This window comes from Kangiella sp. M94 (assembly GCF_054926195.1).
This window is the reverse complement of sequence record NZ_CM142903.1, coordinates 1,341,419-1,367,287: the sequence shown is the minus strand read 5'-3', so window position 1 is coordinate 1,367,287 and position 25,869 is coordinate 1,341,419. Positions and strand designations below refer to the sequence as shown.

General features: G+C 44.9%; 21 protein-coding genes and 1 tRNA gene. 11 read left to right on the top strand and 11 right to left on the bottom strand.

Going from position 1 to position 25,869, the window contains the following annotated elements; all coding sequences use genetic code 11:
- Positions 1–9 precede the first annotated feature (9 nt).
- From ACYTXU_RS06240 to cmoA, 4 genes are all read right to left on the bottom strand, one after another.
- A tRNA-Arg gene (locus ACYTXU_RS06240) sits at positions 10–86 on the bottom strand.
- A 405-nt stretch (positions 87–491) separates the two neighbouring features.
- The gene (locus ACYTXU_RS06235; protein ID WP_462209188.1) at positions 492–1,160 is read right to left on the bottom strand and encodes a pseudouridine synthase; all 669 of its coding nucleotides are present in this window, start codon (positions 1,158–1,160) and stop codon (positions 492–494) included.
- Positions 1,160–2,167 carry a tRNA 5-methoxyuridine(34)/uridine 5-oxyacetic acid(34) synthase CmoB gene (gene cmoB, locus ACYTXU_RS06230; RefSeq protein ID WP_462209186.1) on the bottom strand — a complete coding sequence of 336 codons (1,008 nt, stop codon included), beginning with the start codon at positions 2,165–2,167 and terminating at the stop codon, positions 1,160–1,162. Before cmoB ends, ACYTXU_RS06235 begins: the two co-directional genes overlap by 1 nt.
- Before the next feature lie 18 nt (positions 2,168–2,185).
- A complete protein-coding gene (cmoA, locus tag ACYTXU_RS06225) occupies positions 2,186–2,914 on the bottom strand; it encodes a carboxy-S-adenosyl-L-methionine synthase CmoA (protein ID WP_462209184.1) in 729 nt (242 codons plus the stop codon).
- A gap of 102 nt (positions 2,915–3,016) precedes the next feature.
- Between cmoA and ACYTXU_RS06220 the strand changes: the two genes are divergently transcribed.
- Entirely contained in the window at positions 3,017–3,298 is a 282-nt protein-coding gene (locus ACYTXU_RS06220) for a chorismate mutase (RefSeq protein WP_462209183.1), read from the top strand.
- Between the two features lie 282 nt (positions 3,299–3,580).
- Complete coding sequence (locus ACYTXU_RS06215) at positions 3,581–5,623, top strand: S9 family peptidase (protein ID WP_462209181.1); 2,043 nt, start codon at positions 3,581–3,583, stop codon at positions 5,621–5,623.
- A 208-nt stretch (positions 5,624–5,831) separates the two neighbouring features.
- Here ACYTXU_RS06215 and ACYTXU_RS06210 read toward each other — a convergent pair whose 3' ends face one another.
- Complete coding sequence (locus ACYTXU_RS06210; protein WP_462209179.1) at positions 5,832–6,476, bottom strand: esterase/lipase family protein; 645 nt, start codon at positions 6,474–6,476, stop codon at positions 5,832–5,834.
- A gap of 200 nt (positions 6,477–6,676) precedes the next feature.
- On the opposite strand from ACYTXU_RS06210, the gene ACYTXU_RS06205 reads away from it, so the two are divergent.
- Both ACYTXU_RS06205 and megL read left to right on the top strand, forming a co-directional pair.
- Positions 6,677–7,165, top strand: coding sequence for an Lrp/AsnC family transcriptional regulator (locus ACYTXU_RS06205; protein WP_462209178.1), 489 nt, complete (start codon positions 6,677–6,679; stop codon positions 7,163–7,165).
- A gap of 29 nt (positions 7,166–7,194) precedes the next feature.
- Positions 7,195–8,397, top strand: coding sequence for a methionine gamma-lyase (gene megL, locus ACYTXU_RS06200; protein WP_462209177.1), 1,203 nt, complete (start codon positions 7,195–7,197; stop codon positions 8,395–8,397).
- Between the two features lie 161 nt (positions 8,398–8,558).
- Here megL and ACYTXU_RS06195 read toward each other — a convergent pair whose 3' ends face one another.
- Together ACYTXU_RS06195 and ACYTXU_RS06190 are read right to left on the bottom strand one after the other, a co-directional pair.
- Positions 8,559–9,833 carry an NAD(P)/FAD-dependent oxidoreductase gene (locus ACYTXU_RS06195; RefSeq protein ID WP_462209175.1) on the bottom strand — a complete coding sequence of 425 codons (1,275 nt, stop codon included), beginning with the start codon at positions 9,831–9,833 and terminating at the stop codon, positions 8,559–8,561.
- 204 nt (positions 9,834–10,037) lie between these two features.
- Entirely contained in the window at positions 10,038–11,765 is a 1,728-nt protein-coding gene (locus tag ACYTXU_RS06190; RefSeq protein WP_462209173.1) for a hypothetical protein, read from the bottom strand.
- Between the two features lie 121 nt (positions 11,766–11,886).
- On the opposite strand from ACYTXU_RS06190, the gene ACYTXU_RS06185 reads away from it, so the two are divergent.
- From ACYTXU_RS06185 to ACYTXU_RS06175, 3 genes are all read left to right on the top strand, one after another.
- The gene (locus tag ACYTXU_RS06185; protein WP_462209172.1) at positions 11,887–12,171 is read left to right on the top strand and encodes a DUF4404 family protein; all 285 of its coding nucleotides are present in this window, start codon (positions 11,887–11,889) and stop codon (positions 12,169–12,171) included.
- A gap of 215 nt (positions 12,172–12,386) precedes the next feature.
- On the top strand, positions 12,387–13,151 hold the full coding sequence (locus ACYTXU_RS06180) for a DUF2884 family protein (protein WP_462209171.1): 765 nt from the start codon (positions 12,387–12,389) through the stop codon (positions 13,149–13,151).
- A 373-nt stretch (positions 13,152–13,524) separates the two neighbouring features.
- Complete coding sequence (locus tag ACYTXU_RS06175; protein WP_462209169.1) at positions 13,525–15,639, top strand: amidohydrolase family protein; 2,115 nt, start codon at positions 13,525–13,527, stop codon at positions 15,637–15,639.
- A gap of 845 nt (positions 15,640–16,484) precedes the next feature.
- On the opposite strand, the gene fdxA is transcribed toward ACYTXU_RS06175, so the two are convergent.
- The 4 genes from fdxA to ACYTXU_RS06155 form a co-directional block, all read right to left on the bottom strand.
- On the bottom strand, positions 16,485–16,808 hold the full coding sequence (gene fdxA / locus ACYTXU_RS06170) for a ferredoxin FdxA (protein ID WP_012801369.1): 324 nt from the start codon (positions 16,806–16,808) through the stop codon (positions 16,485–16,487).
- 41 nt (positions 16,809–16,849) lie between these two features.
- Entirely contained in the window at positions 16,850–19,444 is a 2,595-nt protein-coding gene (gene mutS, locus ACYTXU_RS06165; protein ID WP_462209168.1) for a DNA mismatch repair protein MutS, read from the bottom strand.
- Positions 19,445–19,762: 318 nt separating this feature from the next.
- Entirely contained in the window at positions 19,763–20,071 is a 309-nt protein-coding gene (locus ACYTXU_RS06160) for an ArsR/SmtB family transcription factor (RefSeq protein ID WP_462209166.1), read from the bottom strand.
- Positions 20,072–20,088: 17 nt separating this feature from the next.
- The gene (locus tag ACYTXU_RS06155; protein ID WP_462209165.1) at positions 20,089–20,523 is read right to left on the bottom strand and encodes an SRPBCC family protein; all 435 of its coding nucleotides are present in this window, start codon (positions 20,521–20,523) and stop codon (positions 20,089–20,091) included.
- A gap of 265 nt (positions 20,524–20,788) precedes the next feature.
- Between ACYTXU_RS06155 and ACYTXU_RS06150 the strand changes: the two genes are divergently transcribed.
- The 4 genes from ACYTXU_RS06150 to alaS all read left to right on the top strand — a co-directional run bounded on the left by ACYTXU_RS06150 (position 20,789) and on the right by alaS (position 25,663).
- On the top strand, positions 20,789–21,286 hold the full coding sequence (locus ACYTXU_RS06150) for a CinA family protein (protein WP_462209163.1): 498 nt from the start codon (positions 20,789–20,791) through the stop codon (positions 21,284–21,286).
- Between the two features lie 138 nt (positions 21,287–21,424).
- Positions 21,425–22,468, top strand: a complete 1,044-nt coding sequence (recA, locus tag ACYTXU_RS06145; RefSeq protein ID WP_462209161.1) for a recombinase RecA — start codon at positions 21,425–21,427, stop codon at positions 22,466–22,468.
- 28 nt (positions 22,469–22,496) lie between these two features.
- Complete coding sequence (recX, locus tag ACYTXU_RS06140) at positions 22,497–22,967, top strand: recombination regulator RecX (protein ID WP_462209160.1); 471 nt, start codon at positions 22,497–22,499, stop codon at positions 22,965–22,967.
- A gap of 62 nt (positions 22,968–23,029) precedes the next feature.
- Entirely contained in the window at positions 23,030–25,663 is a 2,634-nt protein-coding gene (gene alaS, locus ACYTXU_RS06135) for an alanine--tRNA ligase (protein WP_462209158.1), read from the top strand.
- Positions 25,664–25,869: the final 206 nt, after the last annotated feature.

Sequence of the window (25,869 nt, the reverse complement as noted above, 5' to 3'; positions counted from 1 at the left end):
GGAAAGAAGTGGCGCACCTGGCAGGAGTCGAACCTGCTACCTCAGCCTCCGGAGGGCTGCGCTCTATCCAAGTGAGCTACAGGTGCATAATCTATATACTAAAATGTTTCTTTAAACTTCTCATGCGCTGAGATTATTGTAGAGCTTCGCTCTATCCAACTGTACCCTATCTTCTGACGAAGACGGGGCAGTCCCAGCTACAGGTGCATAATCTATATACTAAAATGTTTCTTTAAACTTCTCATGCGCTGAGATTATTGTAGAGCTTCGCTCTATCCAACTGTACCCTATCTTCTGACGAAGACGGGGCAGTCCCAGCTACAGGTGCATAATCTATATACTAAAATGTTTCTTTAAACTTCTCATACACTGAGATTATTGTAGAGCTTCGCTCTATCCAATTGTACCTATCTTCTGACGAAGATGGGGTAGGCCCAGCTACTAGCGCTTGAAGCGGGCGTATTTTCACAATTATTCCGATGTTTATCAAGCTAAAACGGGCAGGGCGATTCAACGGTGATGATTTTGCCGGTTTTAGGGTGTGTAATGGTCAGGCTTGCTGCGTGCAGTAGCAGGCGTTTGGCTTTAGTTTCTGAGCCGTTTTTACGATACAGGTTACAGCCTAGAATCGGGTGGCCTAACTCAAAGCAATGTAGTCTCAGCTGGTGGCTGCGTCCGGTTATCGGTTTGAGTTTAAGGCGAGTGGTTTGTTTATCCAAATCGCGCTCAATGACTTCCCATTCGGTTATGGCTTTTTTACCTTGTTCAAAGTCTATCTTTTGTTTCGGTCGATTTGGCCAGTCGGCGATCATAGGCAGGTCGATAACTCCGCTGCCTCTTTCCACGATGCCGTCCACGACTGCGATGTAATATTTGTCAGTCTGGCGTAATTCAAATTGCTTACTGATTTCTCTATGCGCGAATTTGGTCTGTGCCAATATCATAACGCCTGATGTGGCCATATCCAGGCGGTGCACGATTGAAGCGGTTTTTGATTTGGGATGGTTCTGCAAGCGCGTAACAACGCAGTCCTTATTTTCTTCATGACGTCCAGGAATACTCAATAATCCTGCGGGTTTATTGACGAACAGAAAGTGCTTGTCAGGATGTAGAATGCGTACCGGCTCAGGGCAAAAGGGGACAATATGATAGTCAGCCATTAGTTGCCTGCCTTTGCATTGCCGCGCTTACCCGGTTTCGTAGCAATCATGACCGCACGCTTCGGAGCGGGGTAGCCTTCAATGGTCAGTTCTTTGTTCTGCGGATCAAGGTAATCTTCGAGCGACTGAAAGGTCATCCAGTCGGTTGCTCGTTGTTCATCAAGTCCGGTCTTGGCGACGTTAGCAACTTTAATATCCTGAAAATCCAACTTTGCTAGCCAGTTTTTAAGCATGCCGGTTGTAGGAATAAACCAGACGTTGTTCATCTGTGCGTAACGATTTTTTGGTATCAGGCATTGGTCAGGCTCACCATCAATAACCAGGGTTTCGAGCACCAGTTCACCACCGGGACGCAGCAGGTTTTTCATGTGCAGAATATGGTCGATGGGAGAGCGGCGATGATAAAGAACGCCCATCGAAAAGATAGTATCGAAACCTTGATCCGATAAGTTTTCCGGCAGATATTCAAGACCAACTGGCAGGTAGTGAACAGGGTAGTCGGCTAAATAGGTTTGCATCACCGCAAACTGCATTAAGAATAATTGCGATGGGTCAATGCCGAGCACCAGCTTTGGATTTTGTGCAGCCATGCGCCAGCAATGATAGCCATTGCCACAGCCTACATCTAATACAATACGATCTTCTAATGGGCTGATTTGATCCTTTAAACGATCCCACTTCCAGTCCGAGCGCCATTCGGTATCGATATGCTGGCCAAATAAATGAAAAGGGCCTTTACGCCAGGGGTGAAACTTCATCAAGAGTTGTTTCAGTTCTTGTTGCTCAGTTTCTGATAGTTGCGAAGCGCTGCCAATTTCTACTTTGCTGGCCAGCTCTATATGATCAGGTGTGATGTCAGGCAATTGCTTAAGCAATTTGATCCAATCGCTTAGATTGCCATGCGTATAATCGGCCATGCGGTCATTAACGGCCTGCTTGAATTGGTCAAGCCAGGGATGAAGTCGACTATCGGCAATGGCTTTGTAGGAATTAGTGAAATTAATCATGGTTACTAGAGTGCTATATTATTTAACGGCGACAAATGAGGCGAAGTTGTACTGCTGGAACCAGCTGTCATATTGGCTAAAACCGGCATTGGCAAAACGCTGGTAATGTTTCTCGCGAGTATCTGGCAATAATACATTTTCAAGAGCTGCACGTTTCTGGGCAATTTCCATATCGCTGTAACCGTTTTGTTTCTTGAAGTCATGATGCAGGTCGATGATGTGTTCATTTAATGCGTCATGTTGCAAAGTGATTTTCTCTGATAAAACCAGACAGCCACCCGGTAGCAGAGCATCATAAATACGGCTAACCAGTTCCTGCCTATGGCCACGTGGAAGAAACTGCAAAGTAAAATTCAGAATAATCATGCTTGCCGATGACATTTCAAGGTCATTAATATCAGCTTCCTTAACTTCAATGGGCATAGCAAAGTTATAGCTCGATTGAATCATCTGACAACGCTCAATCATGGCCGGCGAGTTATCAATCGCCACAATCATACAATCAGAGCGATCTACGGTTTGACGAATTGCTAGGGACGCCGCGCCAAGCGAGCAACCCAAGTCGTATATTTTACTATTGGGCTGGATAAAGCGTTGGGCAATCTCGGCAATGCCTTGAATAATAGTCGTGTAGCCGGGTACTGAGCGTTTGATCATATCAGGAAAGACTTCGACAACCTTGTGGTCAAACTCGAATTTCTTGATGTCCTGTGGCTCTGCGAAAATGGTATCTTTGCGTTCAGTCATGATGATTTAACAAGCCGAAAAGGCTTTTAACAACTTTGTGCGCAATTCTACTATAATAGACGCCACTTACCCATGATTTTTAATGACGACGGTAGATGTACGGTGAATTCAGAGGTTATACAAAGATTGCGCTCAGAGATTGACGCATTAGACAGTGAACTATTAAAGTTGGTCGAAAAGCGAACACAAATGGTATTGCAGTTGGCTGTTGCTAAGCGGGAGCAAGGCGTAGATGATTACGATCCAGTTCGTGAACAAGCAATCCTTGAGAGCCTGTATCAGGAATTTAGCCCAACTTTTACTCAGCAAGAGATCGAAGCGATTTTCAAACCGATATTTAAGGCCAGTCTGCGAGTTCAGCAGGACAAAAAAAAGCCCGCCTAAAGTAGGCGGGCAAAAGTTGCGTCTCAAAATGAGAAGGAGGTATTTTGAGATGCGGGATTTAGCACTAAGGGGTAGTTAATACTAATTCCACACCCCCACTTTAACAAAGCCGCCAGCTCTGGCAATTTTCTAAATGTAACAAAGCATTTCTGCATTGATTATCTTTACAAAGCCAATAAGTTTATGGGCTGGCACTTATGTATGATTTTTTATATCCTGTCCGCTTTGTAATTTTTGTAGCATGAATTTTTTGGCTTAATTGATACGTTCGTAAGGGGACCAATGAAAAAGTTATTGATTTCTATAAGTTTGCTTCTTGCCTCTACAGGCTTGATGGCAAAAGATGGTGGCATGAGCTTGGAAGATATTTCTAAGTTACAGTCTGTTACTTCTTTAGATGTTTCACCGAACGGTGAGTACGTTGCATTTACACAGTCTAAACCGCGCACACCTTATGTTGATGAAGACGGTACAGCATGGAATGAATTGTTTGTCATGAAGAAGGGTGGCGAAGCGCGCCCATTTATCACTGGTGAGGTGAATATTGGTGGAGTTCAATGGGCGCATGACAGCTCGGCGATTTATTACACGGCCAAGCGTGGTGATGACAAACATAAATCACTTTACATGATTCCTGTGGATGGCGGTGAGTCACAACAGGTTTTAAGTTTTGAAACTGATATTGGCGGCTACACCATCAATGGTGATGGTTCTAAGCTGGTCTTCCTTGCTAAAGAAGAAGACCCAAAGCACAAAGAGAAACTTGATAAGAAAGGTTTCAAAGCTAAGGTCTATGAAGAAGGCCTCAAAATGACTCATGCCTGGGTATATGAGTTAGCTTCGTCTGACGATAAACAAAATCCCGCGAAGCTAGAGATTAATGATCATGTATTATCGGTAGCTTTTTCTCCAGTGAATGATCAGTTAATGATTCAAACCTCACCAACTTCATTGATTGATGATATCTACATGAAGAAATCGCTTCAGGTTGTTGATTTAGACGGTGATATCGTTGCTAACTTCAAAACTGAAGGGAAGCAGGGTAAAGCGGTCTGGTCAACGGATGGAGAGCAGATTGCTTTCCTGGGCGCAAATGATTACAACGATCCAACCAATGGTGCTTTATATATTGCTGACGTTGATGATGAAACCATCTATAAGCGTGTCGCTAATTTGAGCAGCCATGTGATGGATATAGCCTGGAATGGCGATGATGTGATTTATATCGAGCACCAAGGTGTTGAAAGTCGCATTGTTAAAGCTGCTGTGAAGCGCAAAATTGCTGATCGTCCAGTGGTTGATTATGGTAATGGTATTCATAGCCGCTTGAGCGTTTCTAATAACGGTGATATTTATGCCATGACTGATACCGCTTCTCATCCTCGCGAAGTCTATGCTTTTAATGCAGAAGGCTTTGAGCGTTTGACCAATAGCAATCCTTGGTTAGCCGACAAAGCGCTTGGTAAACAAGTTGCCTATGAGTATGAAGCACGTGATGGCCTGAAAATTCAGGGTGTTCTGGTGTACCCATTGAACTACAAGAAAGGCAAGCGTTACCCAATGATTGCCTTTATTCATGGTGGCCCAGAATCGCATGAATCTAATGGTTGGAAAACCAATTATGGCGATCCGGCGCAATATGCATCAGCGCAAGGCTATTTCTCTTTCTTCCCTAACTACCGCGGTAGCACAGGTCGTGGTGATGAGTTCGCTCGCTTAGATCAACATGCATACGCAGACCCTGAATTTACCGATATTCTTGACGGTAAATTGGCGCTAGTAAAAGACGGTATGGTTGATAACGATAAAGTAGGTATTACTGGTGGCTCTTATGGCGGCTATGCAACGGCATGGTCATCTACTGCGCTATCAGAGCACTATGCAGCAGGCGTAATGTTTGTTGGTATTTCGAATCAGCTGTCTAAGTTTGGTACCACAGATATTCCTAACGAAATGCAGGCCGTACATGCTCGCGCATGGCCTTGGGATGACTATCAGTGGATGCTGGAAACCAGCCCAATTTATCATGCACCAAAAGGTAAAACGCCTTTGTTGATTATGCATGGTGAAGCTGATACTCGTGTTCACCCATCTCAGTCGATGGAAATGTATCGTTACCTTAAGACCTTAGGTAATGCACCTGTGCGGTTGGTTCTATATCCCGGCGAAGGTCACGGTAATAAAAAGTCTGCGGCTCAGTTAGATTACTCTATGCGCTTAATGCGTTGGATGGATCACTACCTTAAAGGTAAGGGCGGCAATCCTCCTCCGTATGATCTTAAGCACGAAGAGAAATTGGAAAACGGTTCTGATAGTGAGAGTTAATATCGGAATTGGATTGAGAAGAAGCCCGCAGTTTGCGGGCTTTTTTGTGGTTCTCAGTTTTGTTATTCACCACGGGCACTTCCTGCGGTCGCCCGCGAAGGCGGGAATCCAAAGGGAATGCCCTCGGGTAAATCCATGCGCTTTAAAGCGATGGAAAAAGTCACTGGATCCCACGGTCAAGCCGCGGGATGACGGCTGTTGCTTTAAGCTAATGTTCAAAAACACCGTGCTGTAAGAAGTGTTCAATTTGTTGCTGTACTTTTTTGTTGTTCATGATGAAGGTGTGGCCGTGGTTGACGGTGATGAAGTCTTTCATTTCAGGAAGGTGGGCGCTTTGGACTGAGACTTTGCCGTCGTGTGGCCCGGCAAAGGCGTGATTAAACCAGGGATCGGAGGAGCGGGTTCCGATCATGATTCCAACATCGCTTGGTATTGGCTTCAGCTGTTCCAGCAGCGGATTGTTATGAATATACAGTTGCTGCCCGGGTTTTCCGGTGGCTAGTTGGTACCACAGCTTATCCCGGTAGAGTTCTGCTACTTCGCTGCCTTGGTTGGGCGGGGCGATCATCACGATACGGCCAAGCTTGTTAATTTCATGATGACTTAAATAGTATCGCAGCATGATGCCGCCAAGTGAGTGGGTGACGAAGTGAACCGCTTCAAAGTCATTGATATTGACGGACTGCAGAAGCTTTCCAATGTGTTCTTCAGCAATGATTTCAATCGGCTTTGTCCGTGAATCATAGGATTCATTGAGGACTTGATAGCCCTGATTCTTAAAGTATTTCTCTAAAGATCGCATGGAAAAGCGGGTGCGGCCCATGCCGTGAAGTAAGATGACTAACTGCTTCATTGTTATCAGTTTTTTTGAGTTGATAGCTCCAGTGTAGCCTGTTTCTTGTCTGACCAGAAGATTTTGACGGAAGATTCTTCATATTCTCTTTGGTTACAAGTTTCCTTTTCGAATAATGTATCTATATAAGCTGCAATTTATTATAAATATTCGTCATTTCTGCTAGTATGCCGAATATCATTCATTTGGAGCTAGTCAAAATGGTAACATATTCACACGAAATAGAGCTGGATTCTGTTGATCAGAAGATTCTGCAGATACTACAAAACGATGGTCGCCTGACCAATGCCGAGCTTGCCAAGCAGGTAAACCTTTCGCCCCCGGCAGTTCATGCACGGGTTAAGCGCTTGGAGCAAAAGGGCGTGATTGCCCGATACGTTGCTTTGGTTGATAGGCAAAAAATTGGTTACGACAATTTGTGTTTTGTTGAATTTAGTTTGCAGTTACATCGTTTTGAACAGATTCAGAATATTTTAGACAAGGTGACGTCCTGGCCAGAAGTTTTAGAGTGCCACAACGTCACTGGCGAATATGATTATGTGCTTAAAGTCGCAGTAAAAAACACTCAGTCTTTAGAGCATTTTATATCGAAGAAGATGATTCCACTGGAGGGAGTCGCCAAGGTTCATACCACGCTGGTATTGAAGGAGGTGAAGGCCACGACGGCTATCAATATTCTTGATGATTAATTTTGGCGAGAATCAACAGCGAGAGTCGTATGAGTTCAGGTAAGTTCAGCAATATTGAAACCAAAGCTATCCATTCAGGTCGCATCGGCGATCCTAGTTTTGGATCACTATCAACACCTATCCACCAGACATCAACCTTTGTCTTTGATAACGTCGAGCAGGGCGCAAGCCGCTTTGCTGGCGAAGAGCAGGGTTATATTTACAGCCGGTTAGGTAATCCAACTGTACGCGAACTAGAGCAGAAAATGGCGGCTTTGGAAAATACCGAAGAAGCGGCTGCTTTTGGTTCTGGCATGGGTGCGGTTTCTGCAACATTGTTGGCGAACTTAAAAGCCGGAGATCATCTGGTAGCGTCTGCTGCTTTGTACGGTTGCACGTTCGCCCTAATCAATCATAAGTTTAAAGACTTAGGCATTGAAGCAACCTTTGTTGATATTACAAAACCTATCGAAGTCGAAGCCGCCATCAAAGAAAACACCAAGCTGATTTATTTTGAAACGCCGATCAACCCGAACCTGGTTTGTGCTGACATGCAGGCGATTTCTGATATCGCAAAAAGACACGATTTATTAACCATTCTTGATAATACTTTTATGTCTCCAGTGTTACAGCAGCCCAGTGATTTTGGTATGGATTTGATTATTCATAGTGCGACAAAATACTTGAATGGTCATGGTGATGTCGTCGCCGGTATTACCTGCGGCAGCGCTGAGCAGATTGAAAACATTAAAATGACAACGCTTAAAGATATGGGCGCGGTCATGAGCCCTAATGATGCCTGGTTAGTTCTACGCGGCCTGAAAACCCTTTCGGTACGTGTCGAGCGTCATTGTGACAATGCCGAAAAAGTCGCTGAGTTTTTAGAAGCCAACGATCAGATTGAGCAGGTTTACTATCCTGGCCTTAAAAGTCATCCGGCTCATCACCTGATTGGCAAGCAGATGAAGCGTGCCGGTGGTGTGATTGCTTTTGAAGTGAAGGGTGGATTTGATGATGCCGTTCGCTTTATGAATAGCCTGAAAATGTGTCGTATTGCAGTGAGCTTAGGTGATGCAGAAACCTTGATTCAGCACCCAGCCTCAATGACTCATTCGCCTTATACACCAGAAGAGCGAGCTGCTGCAGGCATCAGTGAAACATTAATCCGTATCTCTGTGGGACTTGAGCATATAGATGACATCATCGGTGATCTTGCGCAGGCACTGAAGGCCAAGCAGATAAAAGCGGCTTAGTTATTTTAATTGGTCTTTATCTGCTAGACTTATGATGGGTTACGGCTAACACCTAACCCATCCTATATTTTCCTCTGTATGAGTTGCGAAATGCGCACAAATCAACATCGCTTTTATAGGTTGGGTTAGAGGCAAGGCCTCGTAACCCAACAAAGCTTTAGTTATTTCTTCTTCAATTTCTTCACACCGATCATATCCATAATAAACTTTTCCCAGAACGGCTCGGAAGTCCCGCGGCGTACTTTGTGCAAAAAGTATTTCTCAAATACTACCTTTGCGTAATGCACCCACTTACCGCTACCAGACCAATTCAAGTTACGAGGTGGTATTTGTGGCTTGGCGATAAATGCTACACCACCATCACCAAAGTCTGCCAGGCACATGGCGTTTAAGCTTGGTTCGGTATCGGGCTCTCTACCTTCAATCAGTGCTTTGATGTTGTGAACGGTAGCCGTAACCATGGATTCAATCATATAGCCAGTTTTTGGCACACCCACTGGGACTGGAGTTTTACCAATAGGTGGAATAGCAACACAAACACCAACAGCAAAGACGTTTTTGAAGGTTGGGTTACGTTGATACTTATCGGTCAGGATAAAACCTTTCGGATTGGTTAAACCTTCAATGCCAAACACTGCATCGATACCACGGAAAGAGGGTAGTAGCATTGAATGTTTAAACTTAATCGGGTCATGCTTGATGGTCTGTCCATCGCGGAAATGCTCAGTAACGTGGATTTCATCTTGAGTGACTTCATCAACTGAGGCATTGGTGATCCAGTTAATATTGGCATCACGTAACTTTGATTCCAATAAACTTTTGGTATCGCCAACTCCATCCAGTCCTAAATGTCCAATATAGGGCTCTGAAGTGACGAAAGTAATCGGCACCTGATCGCGGATTTTGCGTTTACGCAAATCAGTATCAAGAATCAGTGCGTACTCATACGCAGGACCAAAACAGGACGCACCTTGTACGGCACCAACAACAATCGGCCCTGGGTTTTCGACAAATTCATCCCAATGCTGACGAGTGCTATCCGCATGGTCAGTTTTACAAATCGAATGAGTGAAATGTTCTGGGCCTAAACCTTTGATGTCATCAAACGCCAGTGCAGGGCCTGTAGCGATGACCAGGTAGTCATAATCAAGCGTGTCGCCATTGTCCAATTCAACCTGATTACTATCGGGCTTAACCTTTTTGGCAGCACTATGAATAAATTTGATGCTTCCTTTGGCAAACACTTCTGCCAGATCGACTCTGATTTGTTCTTTCTTTCGCCAATTAACCGCCACCCAAGGATTGGACGGCGTAAACTCAAAATAGGGTAGGTCGCTGATCACGGTTATTTCCGCAACATCTTTGAGTTCATCTCTTAACTCGTAAGCCATTGGGATGCCACCAATGCCTGCTCCTAACACAATAATTTTTTTCATCGCTGATTCCTTTTCAGATCCCCGTTTAACCGTATTAAACGAAATATCAATTTATATTAGAGTAGTCTTATTTAATAATCGAATAGATGATGTAGATCAAATAATGAGCAGTTAAGCGATTGAAGCGGCTGTATGCTAATGGTTAGCAGGCACAAAAAAGCCCGGCGAACCGGGCTTGATTGAATCTAATGTATGAAGACTAGATTATTTAGCTTTGAAGCTGGTCTCTGAAACGACACCTTGGTCAGTAATATCAAGTGTACCTTTGATAGTACCGTCTACTTCTTTAAGCTTATCAAACATAGCTTTCTGGTCTTGAGCCATTTCTGAATTGGCATCCATGTCGTTCATCATAGAAGAGATAAGCTCCATGTATTTGCCAAAGTTCATGCTCATGCTGAATAAGCCATTGCTTGAAATATCGTCGTTTGACTTGATGCTTGGAAGTTGAGACAGAGCATCGGCGCCTACTAATAGAACCAAATCATGGCCACGAAGCGCAATACTTGCTGGCATGCCCATCTGGTCTTGCAACGATACAGCATCACCACCATCTTTCAGTTCCATTTGAGCAAATTGCGGAGCAAATGAGCTCATAGTCATCAATAAGTCTTGTGGTTTTTGTGCGCTTACAGTGACAATCATTTGCATGCTGTCAGCCATAGCCATTGGGTTGTTAGAAGCTTGCTCTAAACCAGCCATATCCATTTCAACGATACCGAAACCGATACCTTTGATACCAGCAACCATACCAGTCATCATGCCTAGCATCATTGGGTTTTGCTGCTTTAAGCCAGCTTGCATTTCAGCTAAAGGAGGGCACTCATAAGGAGTTTCCGTCAAACGCTGCCATACATCAGTAATCACAGGAACCATCTGGTCCATGTCAAAACCCATGCCGAAGCTCATGACATAATCATCGTTGTTCAAGTTTTCTGACAAGTGACCACGAATACCTTGTAGGCTGTTAAGCAAATCAGCGTTAGCACCTTCAAGCATGAACTTATAACTTGCTTCGTTCGCGCTGAACTCAGTGTAACCGCCTGACATAGTAGGCCAATTAGCTGTAAGGGCTGTAAACTCAGATGCACAAGCAGGAGTTTGCATATCTGCCAAAGCACCCTGAGCGCCATTAACTACTAGCAACTCGTCTAACATAACGCCAAAGCTGTTTGCTTTCGGGTTAGTTACGCCTTTCATGATAGCAAGGTTATCAATGAAGAATAGAGAATGACCAAGATAGTCGTTTGCAGACATCATGCTAGTCAAGCGGCCTGTCTCAGCGATGCTTTTCTCTGGCTTGTTCAAAGCCACTTTGATGTCTTTATCGTCAGATAGTGGAGTGTTTACAGTCATAACCGCTTGGTTATCGTGTGAACTGATCACTAGTGTATAAGGAACTGAAGGGTCACTTGAGAGCGCATATTCGCGGAACTCAACGCCATCCATGTTTTTAACATCAGCAGTTACGTTTTGTTCAGTTTCGATTTGCTCGATTAACTTGGCAAAAGTATCAGTGCCGTCTAGCTCGATACGCATAACTGGTAAAGCACCAACTGTGTAGAACGCTGCATTAGGAGCTTCAGTGATACCTAAAGTCTTAACTGTCGTATTGTCAGCAAATGACTTCATGTATTTGGTATAAAGACCAAGACCGATGCGTGCTGCATCAGGAGAGTCTGGACCCAGTTCAAAGCTGTCATCTTGCATATCAATAAAAGTTGATGGATCAAGACCTAGCTTGTGGCTCATGGCCATAGCTTCTTCAAAACTGATTGGTGTTACACTTCCTGTAAATAGAACGGTGTCAGCAGGCACGTAGGCAAGAACAGAATTATCCTTGGCCGCTACTGTAGCGCTGCCACCCTTGTAGAAGTAGATTCCCGCTGCAACTGCAAAAGCAATTACGATAATAATTAATAATTTTTTCATGTGTTTCCTTCTCTTTGTTGTAGTACCGTGGCAAATTATAAGGGATACAACTATTAAGACCAATGGCTTTTGTGTATCTTTGACTTACAATCGGTAAAAGAATGTTTCAAAAGGAGCGATTATGTCCGATTCCACCGCAAATCAGAACGATATTCTCATACTATCCGAAAAGCTAATGCAAGCCCTGGATAGTGATCATGACCTGTCAGATAAAGAAGAGGCCGTTCTCACCAAGCTAGAGTTTATGATTGAATCCAAGCTGTTCTTGCAGGATAGCCGTGAAGCTCCTGATGAGTTTCTATTAGAGCGTTTTAAGGATCGTCTGGTTGAATTTGAGCAGGAACATCCGTCTTTAGCGGGCTTGGTGCGCCGGATTTCAAACAGTTTAAGTAATATGGGTGTCTAAGCTCATTATCTGAACCCGATAAGGCTAATGCATTTAGCCTTATCATCCTTTTCCTCCTCAACAATTTTTCAAATCATTTCTATAGCCTGTTTTTGCAATACTTTGTTACCCAAAGCACCTCTTTTACACAAACAAAGACTAAACCTTTTTCTCAATAAAGCGCATCTTAAAAGGGTAGTCAGAATATATGGCTATAAATAAACGGAGGAAATTCTATGAACTATAAAATAAAAACCTTAGCCATTGCAGTATTGATGGCAACTGGTGCGGGTGTAGCAAATGCAAAAAGCCAAACATGTGACGTGGATATGGCTTATGACGTTAATCTAAACGGTAATGAGATTGTTTTTACCAAAAATAAGCAACAATCTGTGGTCATTAAAGACAGCAATACACTGTCGTTAGATGGCAAGACTCAAAGCTTGTCGTCGAAGCAAACTCAGCTGTTGCATGAATATGCTCAGCAAATTCGTGAACTACTGCCAGCTGCCAGCGATATAGCAGAAGATGCCTCATTATTGGCATTGGAGGCAGTACGCGATGTGACCGGTGTTCTATTGGAGCACAATCCAGCAAAAGCGGATGAAATTATTGCTCGAGTCGATACCATAGCCGCTGAGCTGAAACAGCACATCAGTGACTCACATTTACGTCCAGAAGCTATCGCTGAGTATCTGGAAGGTGCTGAGTTTGAAAAAGAATTCGAAGCTTTAATGGAAGAAAGCGTTACTGAGTTCGTTGAAGTCAATATACCTTCCATGATCGCTGCCGCTATGAGTGGTAATGAAGAAAAAGTTAAAGCTTTTGAACAACGCATGGAAAAGTTTGGCCAGGAAATGGAAACCAAATATGAAGCTAAAGCAAAACTTATTGAAGAAAAAGCGGATGCTTTGTGTGACCTGGTTAAACAGATAGAAGCCAAGGAAGACTCCTTTGTGAGCGCTTTCGAACAGTATGAGAATTATCAACTAATTCCGTAACTCGATTCTTCATAATTCTTTTTCATAAGCCCCCAGCCCCGAATAGCCTTTATGGTATTTGGGGCTTTTTAAGTCGCAATTGCTTAGGCGGGGCATGCATTGCCTAAACTTGTAGGCTGGGATGAATACAATGAATCCCAGCTCTCTTTTGGGTTCATAGGATGGGTTAGCCATAGGCGTACCCCATCAATCCATGCTGGCCACAACGATGGGTTACACTGCGTTAACCCATCCTATAAACTTTACGGCTAATATGCGATGAACTTTTTTGTGCACATCTTTTTACATTTTAAAATCGTCTTAATATGGACAGCTTATCGGCTCCTCTATAAGCTCTTTAGAACGCAAAAAAACACAAATGGGGAAGACCTTTATGAACACTAAATCCATTTTTAAAGTGGCGGCTGTCGCCTTGCTCGTTAGTCAGCTTGTTGCCTGTGACAATAACGATGAAAAGCAGGCCTCAAATAACTCTGCTCAAGTGAGCACAACAGAAAACTCAGTTCATGTCGATAATGTCCAGCAAGCTCCAGTCACACAGTTAACCAAATACAATATCTACAATAAAGAAGATCAGGCTGGCTCTTTGTCTGTGCAGCAGTCGGGCAACGTATTCAGTAGCGATATGGAACTTGGCTGGAACAACCGGGTGGTGAAAATTGAAGAAGTGATTACCGTTGATGAACAGGGTTATATTACCAGTCAAACGGTCAAAGGTATTTCAGCGTTTGGCGCGCCAATCGATGAGTCTTTTAGTCAGAAAGGCAGCATTGCCCAGTGGCAAAGCACTAATGAACAAGGCGAGGAAAAAGTCGATGGCAAAAAGTTTTATGTTGCAATGGACGGAACCGGCGTTGCAAATAGTGCGCTGCTAAAAGCAATAAGCAACTCCAAAACTGGCAAAGTAGAACTGCTGCCAAGTGGTGAAGCAGGCATGATCAAGCTGGATTCTGTGACGCTTAATAATGGTCAGGAAGAAAAAACGGTTCACTTGATCGGCATTACCGGTTTTGGTTTCTCGCCAGATTTCGCCTGGTATGACGATGATTATAATTTCTTTGCCACCGATGGCGGCGGCTGGTTCGGCGTTATCCCCGAAGGTTGGGGACGCGAACATCTTGAGCAACTTCAAGTTATTCAGAAAGAAGCGGATAACCAATACCTGAAAGACCTGGCTAAAAAGCTGATCCACACTTCAGAAAAGCCCATTCTTGTGACTAATGCCAATTACGTGGATGTGATTTCTGGCAAGTTGGTTGAAGAACAATCTATTTTAATTCAAGACGGCAAGATTGCGCGTATCGGTTCTGAAATTCCAGACGGCGATTACACTCAGGTTGATGCACAAGGTAAGACATTGATTCCGGGCCTGTGGGATATGCACGGTCATTTAAGTAAAAACGATGGTCTGCTCAACATGCCTGCCGGTGTCACCAATGTACGCGATATGGGTAATACCCACGACAATATCGTCGATATCGAGCGCATGAGTGAAGCCAATGAGATCTTGGGTAGCGATGTGTATCGCTCAGGCTTTATGGATAGAGAAAGCCCATATGCCATGAAAATGGGCAAAACGGTAGACTCATTGGAAAGCGCCATGGCTGCTGTCGACTGGTATGCAGAAAATGGTTACCCACAAATTAAAACCTACAGCTCCATGGAACCAGCGTGGATAGAGCCTCTAGCCAAGCATATTCACAGCAAAGGAATGCGCTTGAGCGGTCATATCCCAGCCTTTATGACCGCTGAAGAAGCTGTCAATGCTGGGTTCGATGAAATTCAGCACATCAATATGATTTTCCTGAACTTCCTTGGCAAAAATATCGATACTCGTCAGCGTCTTCGTTTTACCATTCCCGGCGAAAAAGCTCATGAGCTGGATTTAAACAGCAAAGAAGTTAACGACTTCATGGCGTTGCTTAAAGAAAAGGGCACTGTAATCGATCCAACCGTTTCGGTATTCAGAAGCCTGTTATTGGGCGAGGCTGGTAAAGTCGATCCTGAAAACGCAGCTATTTATAACCACCTTCCGGTTACCGTTGCCAGAGGCTTCAAAAAAGCCTGGATGGACATCAAGCCTGAAGAGCGCGACGCTTACAACCAATCAGCTGATGCCATGGTCGCCATGGTCAAAAAACTGCATGACTCCGGCGTTACCGTAGTGCCGGGCACCGATAGCATCGCAGGCTTCACGCTACACCGAGAACTGATTCTCTACACGCAAGGTGGAATCTCGAACGCCGACGTTCTCAAGCTGGCAACCATTACCTCAGCCGAAGTAGTCGGCAATGAGAAAAATGTAGGATCCATTACAGAAGGTAAACAAGCAGATCTGGTCTTCATCGACGGCAACCCACTGGAAGACATGAATGATATTCGACAGGTCGCTCTGGTTATCAAAGGCCAAAATCTTTATAAGCCCGATGAAATCTACGAAGAAATTGGGGTAAAACCTTTCACCAAGTCAGTGGATTTTGAACTCTAGTTTATCGGAATGACAAACTGTCATAAATCGGTAGGGGCAGACCTGTGTGTCTGCCCTGGTATTCATTGGTATTTCTAAATTTTTCTCTACAAAAAGCAAATCAAAGTGTTAATACTGATTAGGAAAGTGAGGTGCATAGCTAATGGATGGAGTCGTAGAAGGGATATTGGGTGGGCTAATATCAGCATTTAAATTAGAAAAAGGTTCATCACCTTGGTTAAAGTCATTAGTTTATACCTTCATTTTCTTTGTTATTTTCACAATTTATGAACTGATATATAAAAGTATTGGTTTAAAAGATATATTTTCTCTTGAAACAGTCATTATCATAGCCTGTCTATATTTGTTTCTTTTTTTACTTTTCTATTTTTATAAATGGGCAGATAAATGGAGGGAAGATAATCTATAGCCATGATGCGAGGCTATTAATTATAAGTAGGGCAACCCCTGAAATTTATACTATCAATGTGACTCCGAAACTATCAGGCTAGCACCAATAACCACTTTTGATTGAGCTGAGTAGTAGACAAGACATAGCAATTCAAAACAGGACGTTTTGAATAGTAAAATTCGGGCAGGTGACCGAAGGAAATCCCTTTAGGGAGATGGAACGTATTTTACGGTGCGTTAAATGGCTTGGCGGAGACGAAGGGAGTTGAGCAAAGCGAAACCTCAATCACGGGGTGTCCTTTCTTTTCGTCCCTTTTCTTTAGACAAGTAAAGAAAAGGGACTCGCCGAGTGGCGAAAAGCATTTCCCACATAATAGTACAAAGTCACTGGATACCGCGGTCAAGCCGCGGTATGACATAGTCATACAAAAAAGCCCTCTTTCGAGGGCTTCTATTTATTTTTCCAGATGTTCCAATTTGTTCGGCTTGCCATCCCATTCTTCAGCATCCGGTAACGGATCTTTCTTTTCGGTGATGTTGGGCCATTCTTCTGATAATTCGGCGTTGAGTTCGATAAAGTGTTCCATGCCGGCTGGAATGTCATCTTCTTCAAAAATTGCTTCGGCGGGGCACTCTGGCTCACACAAAGCACAATCAATACATTCGTCTGGATTAATGACCAGGAAGTTTGGTCCTTCGTAGAAACAGTCTACCGGGCAGACTTCTACGCAGTCGGTATATTTACATTGAATACAGTTATCAGTTACGACGAATGCCATTAATTTCTCCTAGCTATTTTCTACGGCAAGCTAACTGCCCGTTATTGTAGCGATTCTTTCAGCTTATACAATAGTTCTAGCGCCTCGCGGGGCGTCATCTCATCAAGGTTAGCTGAGTTCACAAGCTCGGCCATCGCTTCCAGTTCTGGATTAGATTGTGCTGATTCTATGAGTTCCAATTCAATCTTTGGCAGTTCGCTTTCATGGGTGCCATGCTGCTCAAAATGCTGCAGCAAAAGGCGTGCTTGTTGAATCACGGTTCTCGGTAGTCCGGCTAATTGCGCCACTTGAATGCCGTAGCTCTGGTTGGCCGGGCCGGACTGGATTTGGTGCGAGAAGATCAGTTTTTCCTGACCACCATCTTTATGTTCGGTTGCCGAAAAGTGCAGGTTAACCATAGCATCCAACTGTTCAGCCTGTTGCGTCAGCTCAAAGTAGTGAGTGGCGAAGAGGGTGTAGGACTGTAACTTTTCGTGGATATATTGAATCGTAGCCGATGCCAAAGCCAAACCATCAAAAGTGCTGGTGCCGCGACCAATTTCATCGAGCAGGATTAAACTGTTGCTGGTGGCATTGTTCAAAATATTAGCGGTTTCGGACATTTCTACCATAAAGGTTGAGCGACCACTGGCCAGGTCATCGGAAGCACCAATGCGGGTAAAGATACGATCAATTGGGCCAATTTCCGCAGTATCAGCTGGAACGTAAGAGCCTACGTAAGCGAGCAGGGTGATAAGAGCCGTTTGGCGCATATAGGTGGATTTACCGCCCATGTTGGGACCGGTAATAATCAGTGAGCGTTCCTGATTATTAATGCTCAGGTCATTTGGAATAAAGGGCTCTTTACTGTGAAACTCAACCACAGGATGACGGCCCTGTTTGATTTCTAAGCCTTCATTGTCAGCTAGCGTCGGGCGATTAAAACCAAGGTTAGTCGCGCGCTCGGCAAAACAGGCCAGTACATCAATCTCTGCAATGGCGCTGGCAGTTGATTGAATCTCAGCGACATGTTGTTGCAGCTCCTGAATCAATTCGTCATACAGACGCTTCTCAAGAGCCAGCGCGCGGGTCTTACTGGTTAAGACTTTCTCTTCGTATTCTTTAAGCTCTGGGGTAATAAAACGCTCAGCATTTTTCAGTGTCTGGCGGCGAATATAGTGCGCCGGGGCTTGATGGCTCTGCGCGCGTGAGATTTCGATATAAAAACCATGCACCTTGTTGTAACCGACTTTTAAGGTGTTGATGCCGGACTCTTCTTTTTCCCGTCGCTCCAGTGACAGCATGAATTCATTGGCGTCATCGGCCAAAGAGCGCAATTCATCGAGTTCAGTATTAAAGCCTTCGGCGATAACGCCACCATCACGAATAACCATTGGCGGTTGCTCGACTAAAGCACGTTCCAGAAGCTGCTGAATATTGGGCAAAGGCTCAATGTTTTGTGCCTGATCCAAGGAGATGTTGAGTTGGCTGAATGCTTCGAGCAGCAAGGTGGCTTGAGTTAAACCTTGTTGCAAACGCTTTAAATCGCGCGGATTTGCGCTGGCCAAAGCGATGCGGGTGACAATGCGCTCGATGTCAGCGATTTCAGAGAGAATCGGTTGGATAGAAACAAAGGCATGGTCATGGGTCAGGTTAGCCACACTGTCTAAACGCTTTTGCACATTGTTATGATTGCGAAGCGGGGTGTGCAGCCAGCGTTTCAGTAAACGCGCACCCATCACGGTTTGCGTCGAATTCATAACCTCAAACAGGGTATTGCTGTGACCACCCTGAATATTCTCGGTCAGCTCCAGATTACGACGGGTTGCTGGATCCAGAACCAGCTGGTCGCTGTGTTCCAGTTTCTGCAACAGGCGAATATGCGGCAAGTTATTAAGCTGAGTTGCCTTGGCATAGTCCAAAACGGCACCTGCCGCACAAATCGCCAGTTCATAATCATCGCAACCAAAAGAGGCCAGACTCTGCACCGCAAAGTGGCTCAATAACTTGTCGCGGTTTTGCTCAAAATCAAACGCCCAGTCCGGTTGCCATTTGACGGCGGTGGTTAAACCTTGGGTAAGCTCTTGCTGATTATCGGCCAGAATTAATTCAGCCGGTTTGATTCGAAACAGCTCTGCCTGAAAAGCATTTTTGTTCTCAAACTCTGATAACCAGAAACGACCGCTGGCCATATCCAGGCAGGCCAGTCCGTAATGGTTACGTTTTTTATAGGCCGCGGCTAACAGCTTATCGGAAAGGGCATCCAACAGGTTTTCGTCATACAGAGTTCCGGGCGTTACGATACGAACAACCTTGCGCTCCACCGGCCCCTTGCTGGTGGCAGGATCGCCAATCTGTTCACAGATAGCCACTGACTCGCCAAGCTTAACAATGCGCGCCAGATAAGAATCCACCGCATGAAAGGGGACGCCTGCCATCGGAATGGGTTCGCCGGCAGAGCTGCCGCGTTTGGTCAGGGTAATATCGAGTAATTCAGCAGCGCGTTTGGCATCGTCGTAAAACAGCTCATAAAAATCCCCCATGCGATAAAACAGCAGGTAATCCATATGATCCTGTTTGAGCTGCCAGTATTGGCGCATCATGGGCGTGTGTTGGTCGAGATGTTTTGGGGAAGTTTCTTGTTCTGTAATGCCCATAAAATATGTCTATTGTTATCGAAAATTTGCGGAAATAAACTTTCGCATAGCTTAACGGATCTGACGATAAAGAGGTAGGCCAAGCTTGCTGCAAAATGATAAAAAAGCCTATGACAGAACATTCAAGTGAACTCGTAATATGCTCGGTGCGCCTGCTTATATCATTGATAAATATAGCACCGTTTCGCTGCAGTTCGACCACAAGCAGTTATTCTAGCCGTAGGGTGGGCCTTGGCCCACCTTGGGTAATCAATTTTGAAAGGGAAATTAAGTAGCGACAATTAAATAGGGAAAGTTAAGTATGGACAACGGAACACTTCATTTTTCGACAAAATCCTTTAGCGCTTCCAGTCGACGATCCCACTGTTTTTCGAGATCGGTTATAAACTTTCGTGCTATTTTCAATGACGCGGTTTCAAGGGTGATGCTGGTTTCGCGTCCTTGAGGTTTGAGCTTAATAACCTTGGCGGAGGCGAGGACCTGTATCTGTTTCCTTGCGCCCTGTCGCGATATGCCAAGCCCTTCTGAGAGACGGCCAATGGTATAGGGCGAACCGTCAGACAGGCGTTGAACCATCTCCAGTCTGACGGGGTCGCCTAAGGCTTTAAAAACGCTAGTGATAGCCATGATTCTTCTATAAACCTCTATTCTGCAAATAGTTTTTGCAGGCGATCCAGCATAAATTCCCAGCCGCCAGTATTTTGCTTCAAGCTCTCTTCGGCAACTTCTGCGGGAAGTTTGGAGAAACCTGTTTCAGTTAAAGTGACTTTACAGCCATTACCAGACTCGCTGATACGAAACTCTACCAAGGTGTTTGGCACCGATAGAACATCGCCTGTAAAATGGTTGGAGCCGGGAACCCAGCGGTAGGCAAAGTATTCATGCGGTTTGGCATCAACAATGTAGACCTGGTTCTTGCCATGTTCACCAAAGCCAAAAATAGGACTCTCTCCAACCTGGTAGCTACCTTCAAGTGTCTCAGGGAACCATTGAACCACCTTTTTAGGATCGGCAATTGCTTCATAAATTCGTTCTTTAGGTGCATTGATGATAATTTCACGTTCAATTTTATCCTGCATAATAAGCTCCTTTAGTTAGTTAATTGAGTTGTGACAGAATCCAGTAGAGCATTTTTTTATCTCAAATGCAACCATTTGGTTGCATTTGTAATTGTTGTCATTCTGAATTTATTATTGCCTTGAGAAATACGGCATTAGTCAACTTCAATGCCGATAAAATATGTCTATTGTTATTGAAAACTTGTAGGATATAAACTTTCTCGTGGCTCAACGGATTTGACGATAAAGAGGTAGGCCAAGCTTGCCTCAAAATGATAAAAAGCCTATGACTGAACATTCAAGTGATCTCGTAAAAAGAGTCGCTAACTTACTGATTGAGAAAAACCTTTTATTAGTCACCGCCGAGTCTTGTACTGGTGGACTGATCGCTGCAACCTGCACTGAACAGGCGGGCAGCTCAAACTGGTTTGATCGTGGCTTTGTCACCTATTCCAACCAATCCAAGCAAGATATGCTCGGTGTGCCTGCTCATATCATTGATAAATATGGCGCCGTGTCGCAGCAGGTTGTCGAGGCTATGGCGCGTGGCGCATATATAGCGTCAGGCAGTGGAAATCGTATTGCCGTTTCTGTCAGCGGCATTGCAGGGCCGGATGGCGGCACGCCAGAAAAGCCAGTCGGCACAGTCTGGATAGGCTTATTTGATGGAAAAGCTGTTCACTCGCGTTTACTGCAATTATCAGGTTCTCGCTCAGACATTCGTATTGCGACATTAAATGACGTTTTAGGCAGTATGCTAGTAGGCTGGTTAAGTAGGAAATAGCTCTAGCATGCGAATGACAATTTCTCTAAGGGTTGTCAGCGATCACAGGTTACTTTTCGAGTGTGATTGTGGAATAATCGGGGCTTTATTTTTGAAGCGAATTTTAACTTTTTAAAACGATTAGGTAGGTATCCGTAGATGGATGACAACAAAAAGAAAGCTCTTGGTGCGGCTTTAACACAGATTGAGCGCCAATTCGGTAAAGGCTCAATTATGCGCTTGGGTGACAACAGCGCAGCTCGAGGTATTGGAACAATTTCGACCGGTTCATTAGGGCTTGATATTGCGTTGGGCATTGGCGGTTTACCAAAAGGTCGCGTGGTTGAGATTTATGGCCCTGAGTCTTCTGGTAAAACAACCTTGGCACTGCAAGCTATTGCCAGTTGTCAGAAAGAGGGCGGCACAGCAGCTTTCGTTGATGCTGAGCACGCATTAGATCCGACTTATGCCGAGAAGCTTGGCGTCAATCTTGATGACCTTATCGTTTCGCAACCGGATACTGGTGAGCAGGCATTAGAAATTACCGATATGTTAGTGCGCTCAGGTGCGGTAGACATCGTAGTGGTTGACTCAGTGGCAGCACTAACGCCAAAAGCTGAGATTGAAGGCGAAATGGGCGACTCACACATGGGCTTGCAGGCTCGTTTGATGTCGCAAGCTTTGCGTAAATTGACGGCTAACATTAAACGCTCGAATACGCTGTGTGTCTTTATTAACCAGATCCGTATGAAGATTGGTGTTATGTTTGGTTCGCCAGAAACGACTACCGGTGGTAACGCATTGAAGTTCTATGCTTCGGTTCGTTTGGATATTCGTCGTATTGGCCAAATCAAGCAGGGCGACGAGATTGTCGGTAACGAAACTCGCGTCAAAGTGGTTAAGAACAAAGTGGCGCCGCCATTTAAACAGGCTGAATTCCAGATCCTTTATGGTGAAGGTACTTCACTAGAAGGTGAGATTCTTGACTGGGGCGTTAAGCATGACATGGTTGAAAAGTCTGGCGCCTGGTATTCATACAATGGCAACAAGATTGGCCAGGGTAAACAGAATGTTATTCAGTTCCTGAAAGATAATGTAGATATTAAGGAAGAAATTGAAGCTAAACTTCGCTCAGAGTTATTGGTAACCGCGAAAAAGCCTGCTGATGAAGCTGATGAAGATGCGCCGGAAGTTGAAGCCTAACTTTTACTGCATTTTTTCACAGCACTGAATGAAGAAAGAAAAGCCAAAACGCGATTACAAAATTATCGCAATGGACTTACTAGCACGCCGGGAACATTCCCGGCGTGAGCTTTTGGATAAGCTGAAAGTTCGTGGATTCGAAGGCGAAGAGGTCGAAGCCTATCTGGATCGACTGGCTGAACGGAACCTGCAAAGTGACCAGCGTTTCGCCAAAAGCTTCCTGCGGGTGCGCGTCGAAACTGGCTATGGGCCACTTCGAATTCAACAGGAGCTCAAGAAAAAGGGCATTGATGAACATCAGATCAGCTTGTTATTCGAAGAAATGGACATAGATTGGTATAAAACCGCTTTATCAATCTGGCAAAAGAAATATAATCAACTGCCCGGTAATGACCTGAAACTAAAAGCCAAACAGGCGCGTTTCATGCAGTACCGCGGTTTTGATTTCGACATCATCAACCGAATTTTATCTCGCGCCTCAATTGAGGAAGACGAATAGCTTAACTTTCAAATAGTTAAGAAAATAAATTAAAGTATCAAATAAGGTAATAGGTTATCACCGTGAGTATGACAACTAACCAAATTCGTAACGCTTTTTTATCGTTCTTTGAAAACAAGGGCCATCACATCGTTGATAGCAGCCCTCTGATTCCCGCCAACGATCCCACATTGCTATTTACCAATGCAGGCATGGTGCAGTTCAAAGATTGCTTTCTAGGCATTGATAAGCGTAGCTACACCCGCGCAACCTCATCACAACGCTGTGTTCGCGCCGGTGGTAAACATAACGATTTGGAAAATGTCGGTTATACCGCGCGTCATCACACCTTCTTTGAAATGCTCGGAAACTTCAGCTTTGGCGATTACTTCAAGAAAGAAGCGATTGCCTATTGCTGGGAGCTGCTAACTGAAGAATTCAAACTGCCTAAAGAAAAGCTGTGGGTCACCGTTTACGAAGAAGACGACGAAGCTTTTGATATCTGGGTCAATGATATCGGTTTCCCAGCGGATCGCATCAGCCGTATCGGCGATAACAAAGGCGAGCGTTACGCGTCCGATAACTTCTGGGCGATGGGCGATACTGGTCCTTGCGGTCCTTGTACCGAAGTCTTCTATGATCATGGTGAAGACATCTGGGGCGGCCCTCCGGGAACGCCTGAAGAAGACGGTGATCGTTTTATCGAAATCTGGAATCTGGTATTCATGCAGTTCAACCGTCACAAAGACGGCACCATGGAGCGATTACCAAAACCATCGGTTGATACCGGTATGGGGCTTGAGCGTATTGCTGCAATCTTGCAGGGCGTTCACAGTAACTATGAAATCGACCTGTTCCAACATCTCATCAAATCAACTGCCGATCTGTTAAAGGTCAAAGACCTTGATAACAAATCATTGCGTGTCATCGCCGACCATATTCGCTCTTGCGCATTTCTAGTGCTGGATGGCATTGTGCCAAGCAACGAAGGTCGTGGTTATGTATTGCGCCGTATCGTGCGACGTGCGGTACGTCATGGCCATCAGTTGGGCGCTAAAGGCATTTTCTTTGCCAAACTGATTCAACCATTACTTGATGTGATGGGCGATGCTTATCCAGGCCTGGTTGAGCACAAAGACTTAATTGAAAAAGTATTGGCGAAAGAAGAAGAAGCCTTTGCGCGTACTTTAGATAAAGGTATGCAGATCCTTGATCAGGATATCGCTGACCTTGTTGCCAACAATGGCAAAACCATTTCTGGCGAAACGGTATTCAAGCTCTATGACACTTATGGCTTCCCACAAGATTTAACCGCTGATATCGCGCGCGAAAAAGGGCTGGAAGTTGATTGGGATGGTTTCGAGAAAGCCATGAACGAGCAGCGTGAACGTGCGCGAGCCGCCAGTAACTTCGGTACTGATTACAACGATAACTTCAGTATCGATGAGCGTTCAGAATTCACCGGTTATGACTACACCAATCAGAATGTGATCGTTACCCGTTTGCTTCAAGGCGAGCAGGAAGTCGAGCGTCTGGAAGAAGGCGAGAAGGGCGTTGTCATTTTAGCGAAAACGCCGTTTTACGCAGAAGCAGGTGGACAGGTAGGCGATACCGGTCAGTTGATGGGCTGTGGCGCTAGCTTCAAAGTTGAAGATACACAGAAAATTGGCGACGCCATTGCGCACATTGGTTACATGGAAAAAGGCTCAATCTCCAATGAGTCTGAGCTACAGGCTTTTGTTGATGCAGAACGTCGTCAACACACCATGCGTAATCACTCAGCCACTCACTTACTCCATGCTGCGCTGCGCAACATTCTTGGCACGCATGTAACCCAGAAAGGCTCATTGGTAGGCCCAGAGCGTTTGCGTTTTGACTTTTCCAATCCAGAGCCAGTGACGCAGAAACAGCTTCGCCAGATAGAAGCCCTGGTCAATCAGAAGATTTACGAAAATCATCAAGTTCAAGCCGAGACCATGTCGATGGACGAAGCCAAAGAACACGGCGCAATGGCCTTATTCGGCGAAAAGTATGGCGATGAAGTGCGAGTTCTCACCATGTCGCCATTCTCGGTTGAGCTATGCGGCGGTACACACGTTAAACGCACTGGTGATATCGGCGCTTTCAAAATTCTATCCGAGTCCGGCATCGCAGCTGGAGTTCGTCGCATCGAAGCGACCACAGGCGCGGGCGCAGTTAACTGGATGCAGTCCACCGAAGCCAGCTTGCAATCGATTGGTAAGTTACTCAAATCAGAACCTTCGCAGGTAGCTGAAAAAGTAAACCAACTCATGGACAAGAGTCGCCAGCTCGAGAAGACCATCGAAGCCCTGCAGAGCAAATTAGCCTCATCGCAAGGCAGCGATCTTGCCAGCCAGGCCGAAGAGATTAATGGCGTTAAGTTACTGGTCACTAAATTAGAAGGTGTTGAAGCTAAAGCACTGCGTGAAATCCAAGACCAGCTCAAAAACAAGCTGGGCAGCAGTATCGTGGTGTTAGGCATCGCTGAAGAAGACAAAGTCAGCATTATTGTCGGCGTCAGCAAAGACTTAACCGGCAAGGTTAAAGCAGGAGAGCTGGTCAATATGGTCGCGTCGCAAGTAGGCGGCAAGGGCGGTGGCCGCCCAGACATGGCGCAAGCAGGCGGTAAAGACCCGGCAGCACTGCCAGCAGCACTGGATAGCGTAAAGCCCTGGGTTACAGAACGATTAAGCTAGAGCGCCTTAATCTCAAGGCCTTTAGCTATACAATTAAACTGTAACCGATTATCCTAGTTAGGTAACTTTGTGAGTCCACTCACAAAAAAGTAGAGTTGCGCGAGGAATATTGATAGAATCCGTCGCTTCAACTTTGTATGTAAACTATACAGTCGATTTGTAGATGGCGAAGGAATAAGCAATGATTGCCGAGTTTCTGAGCTACA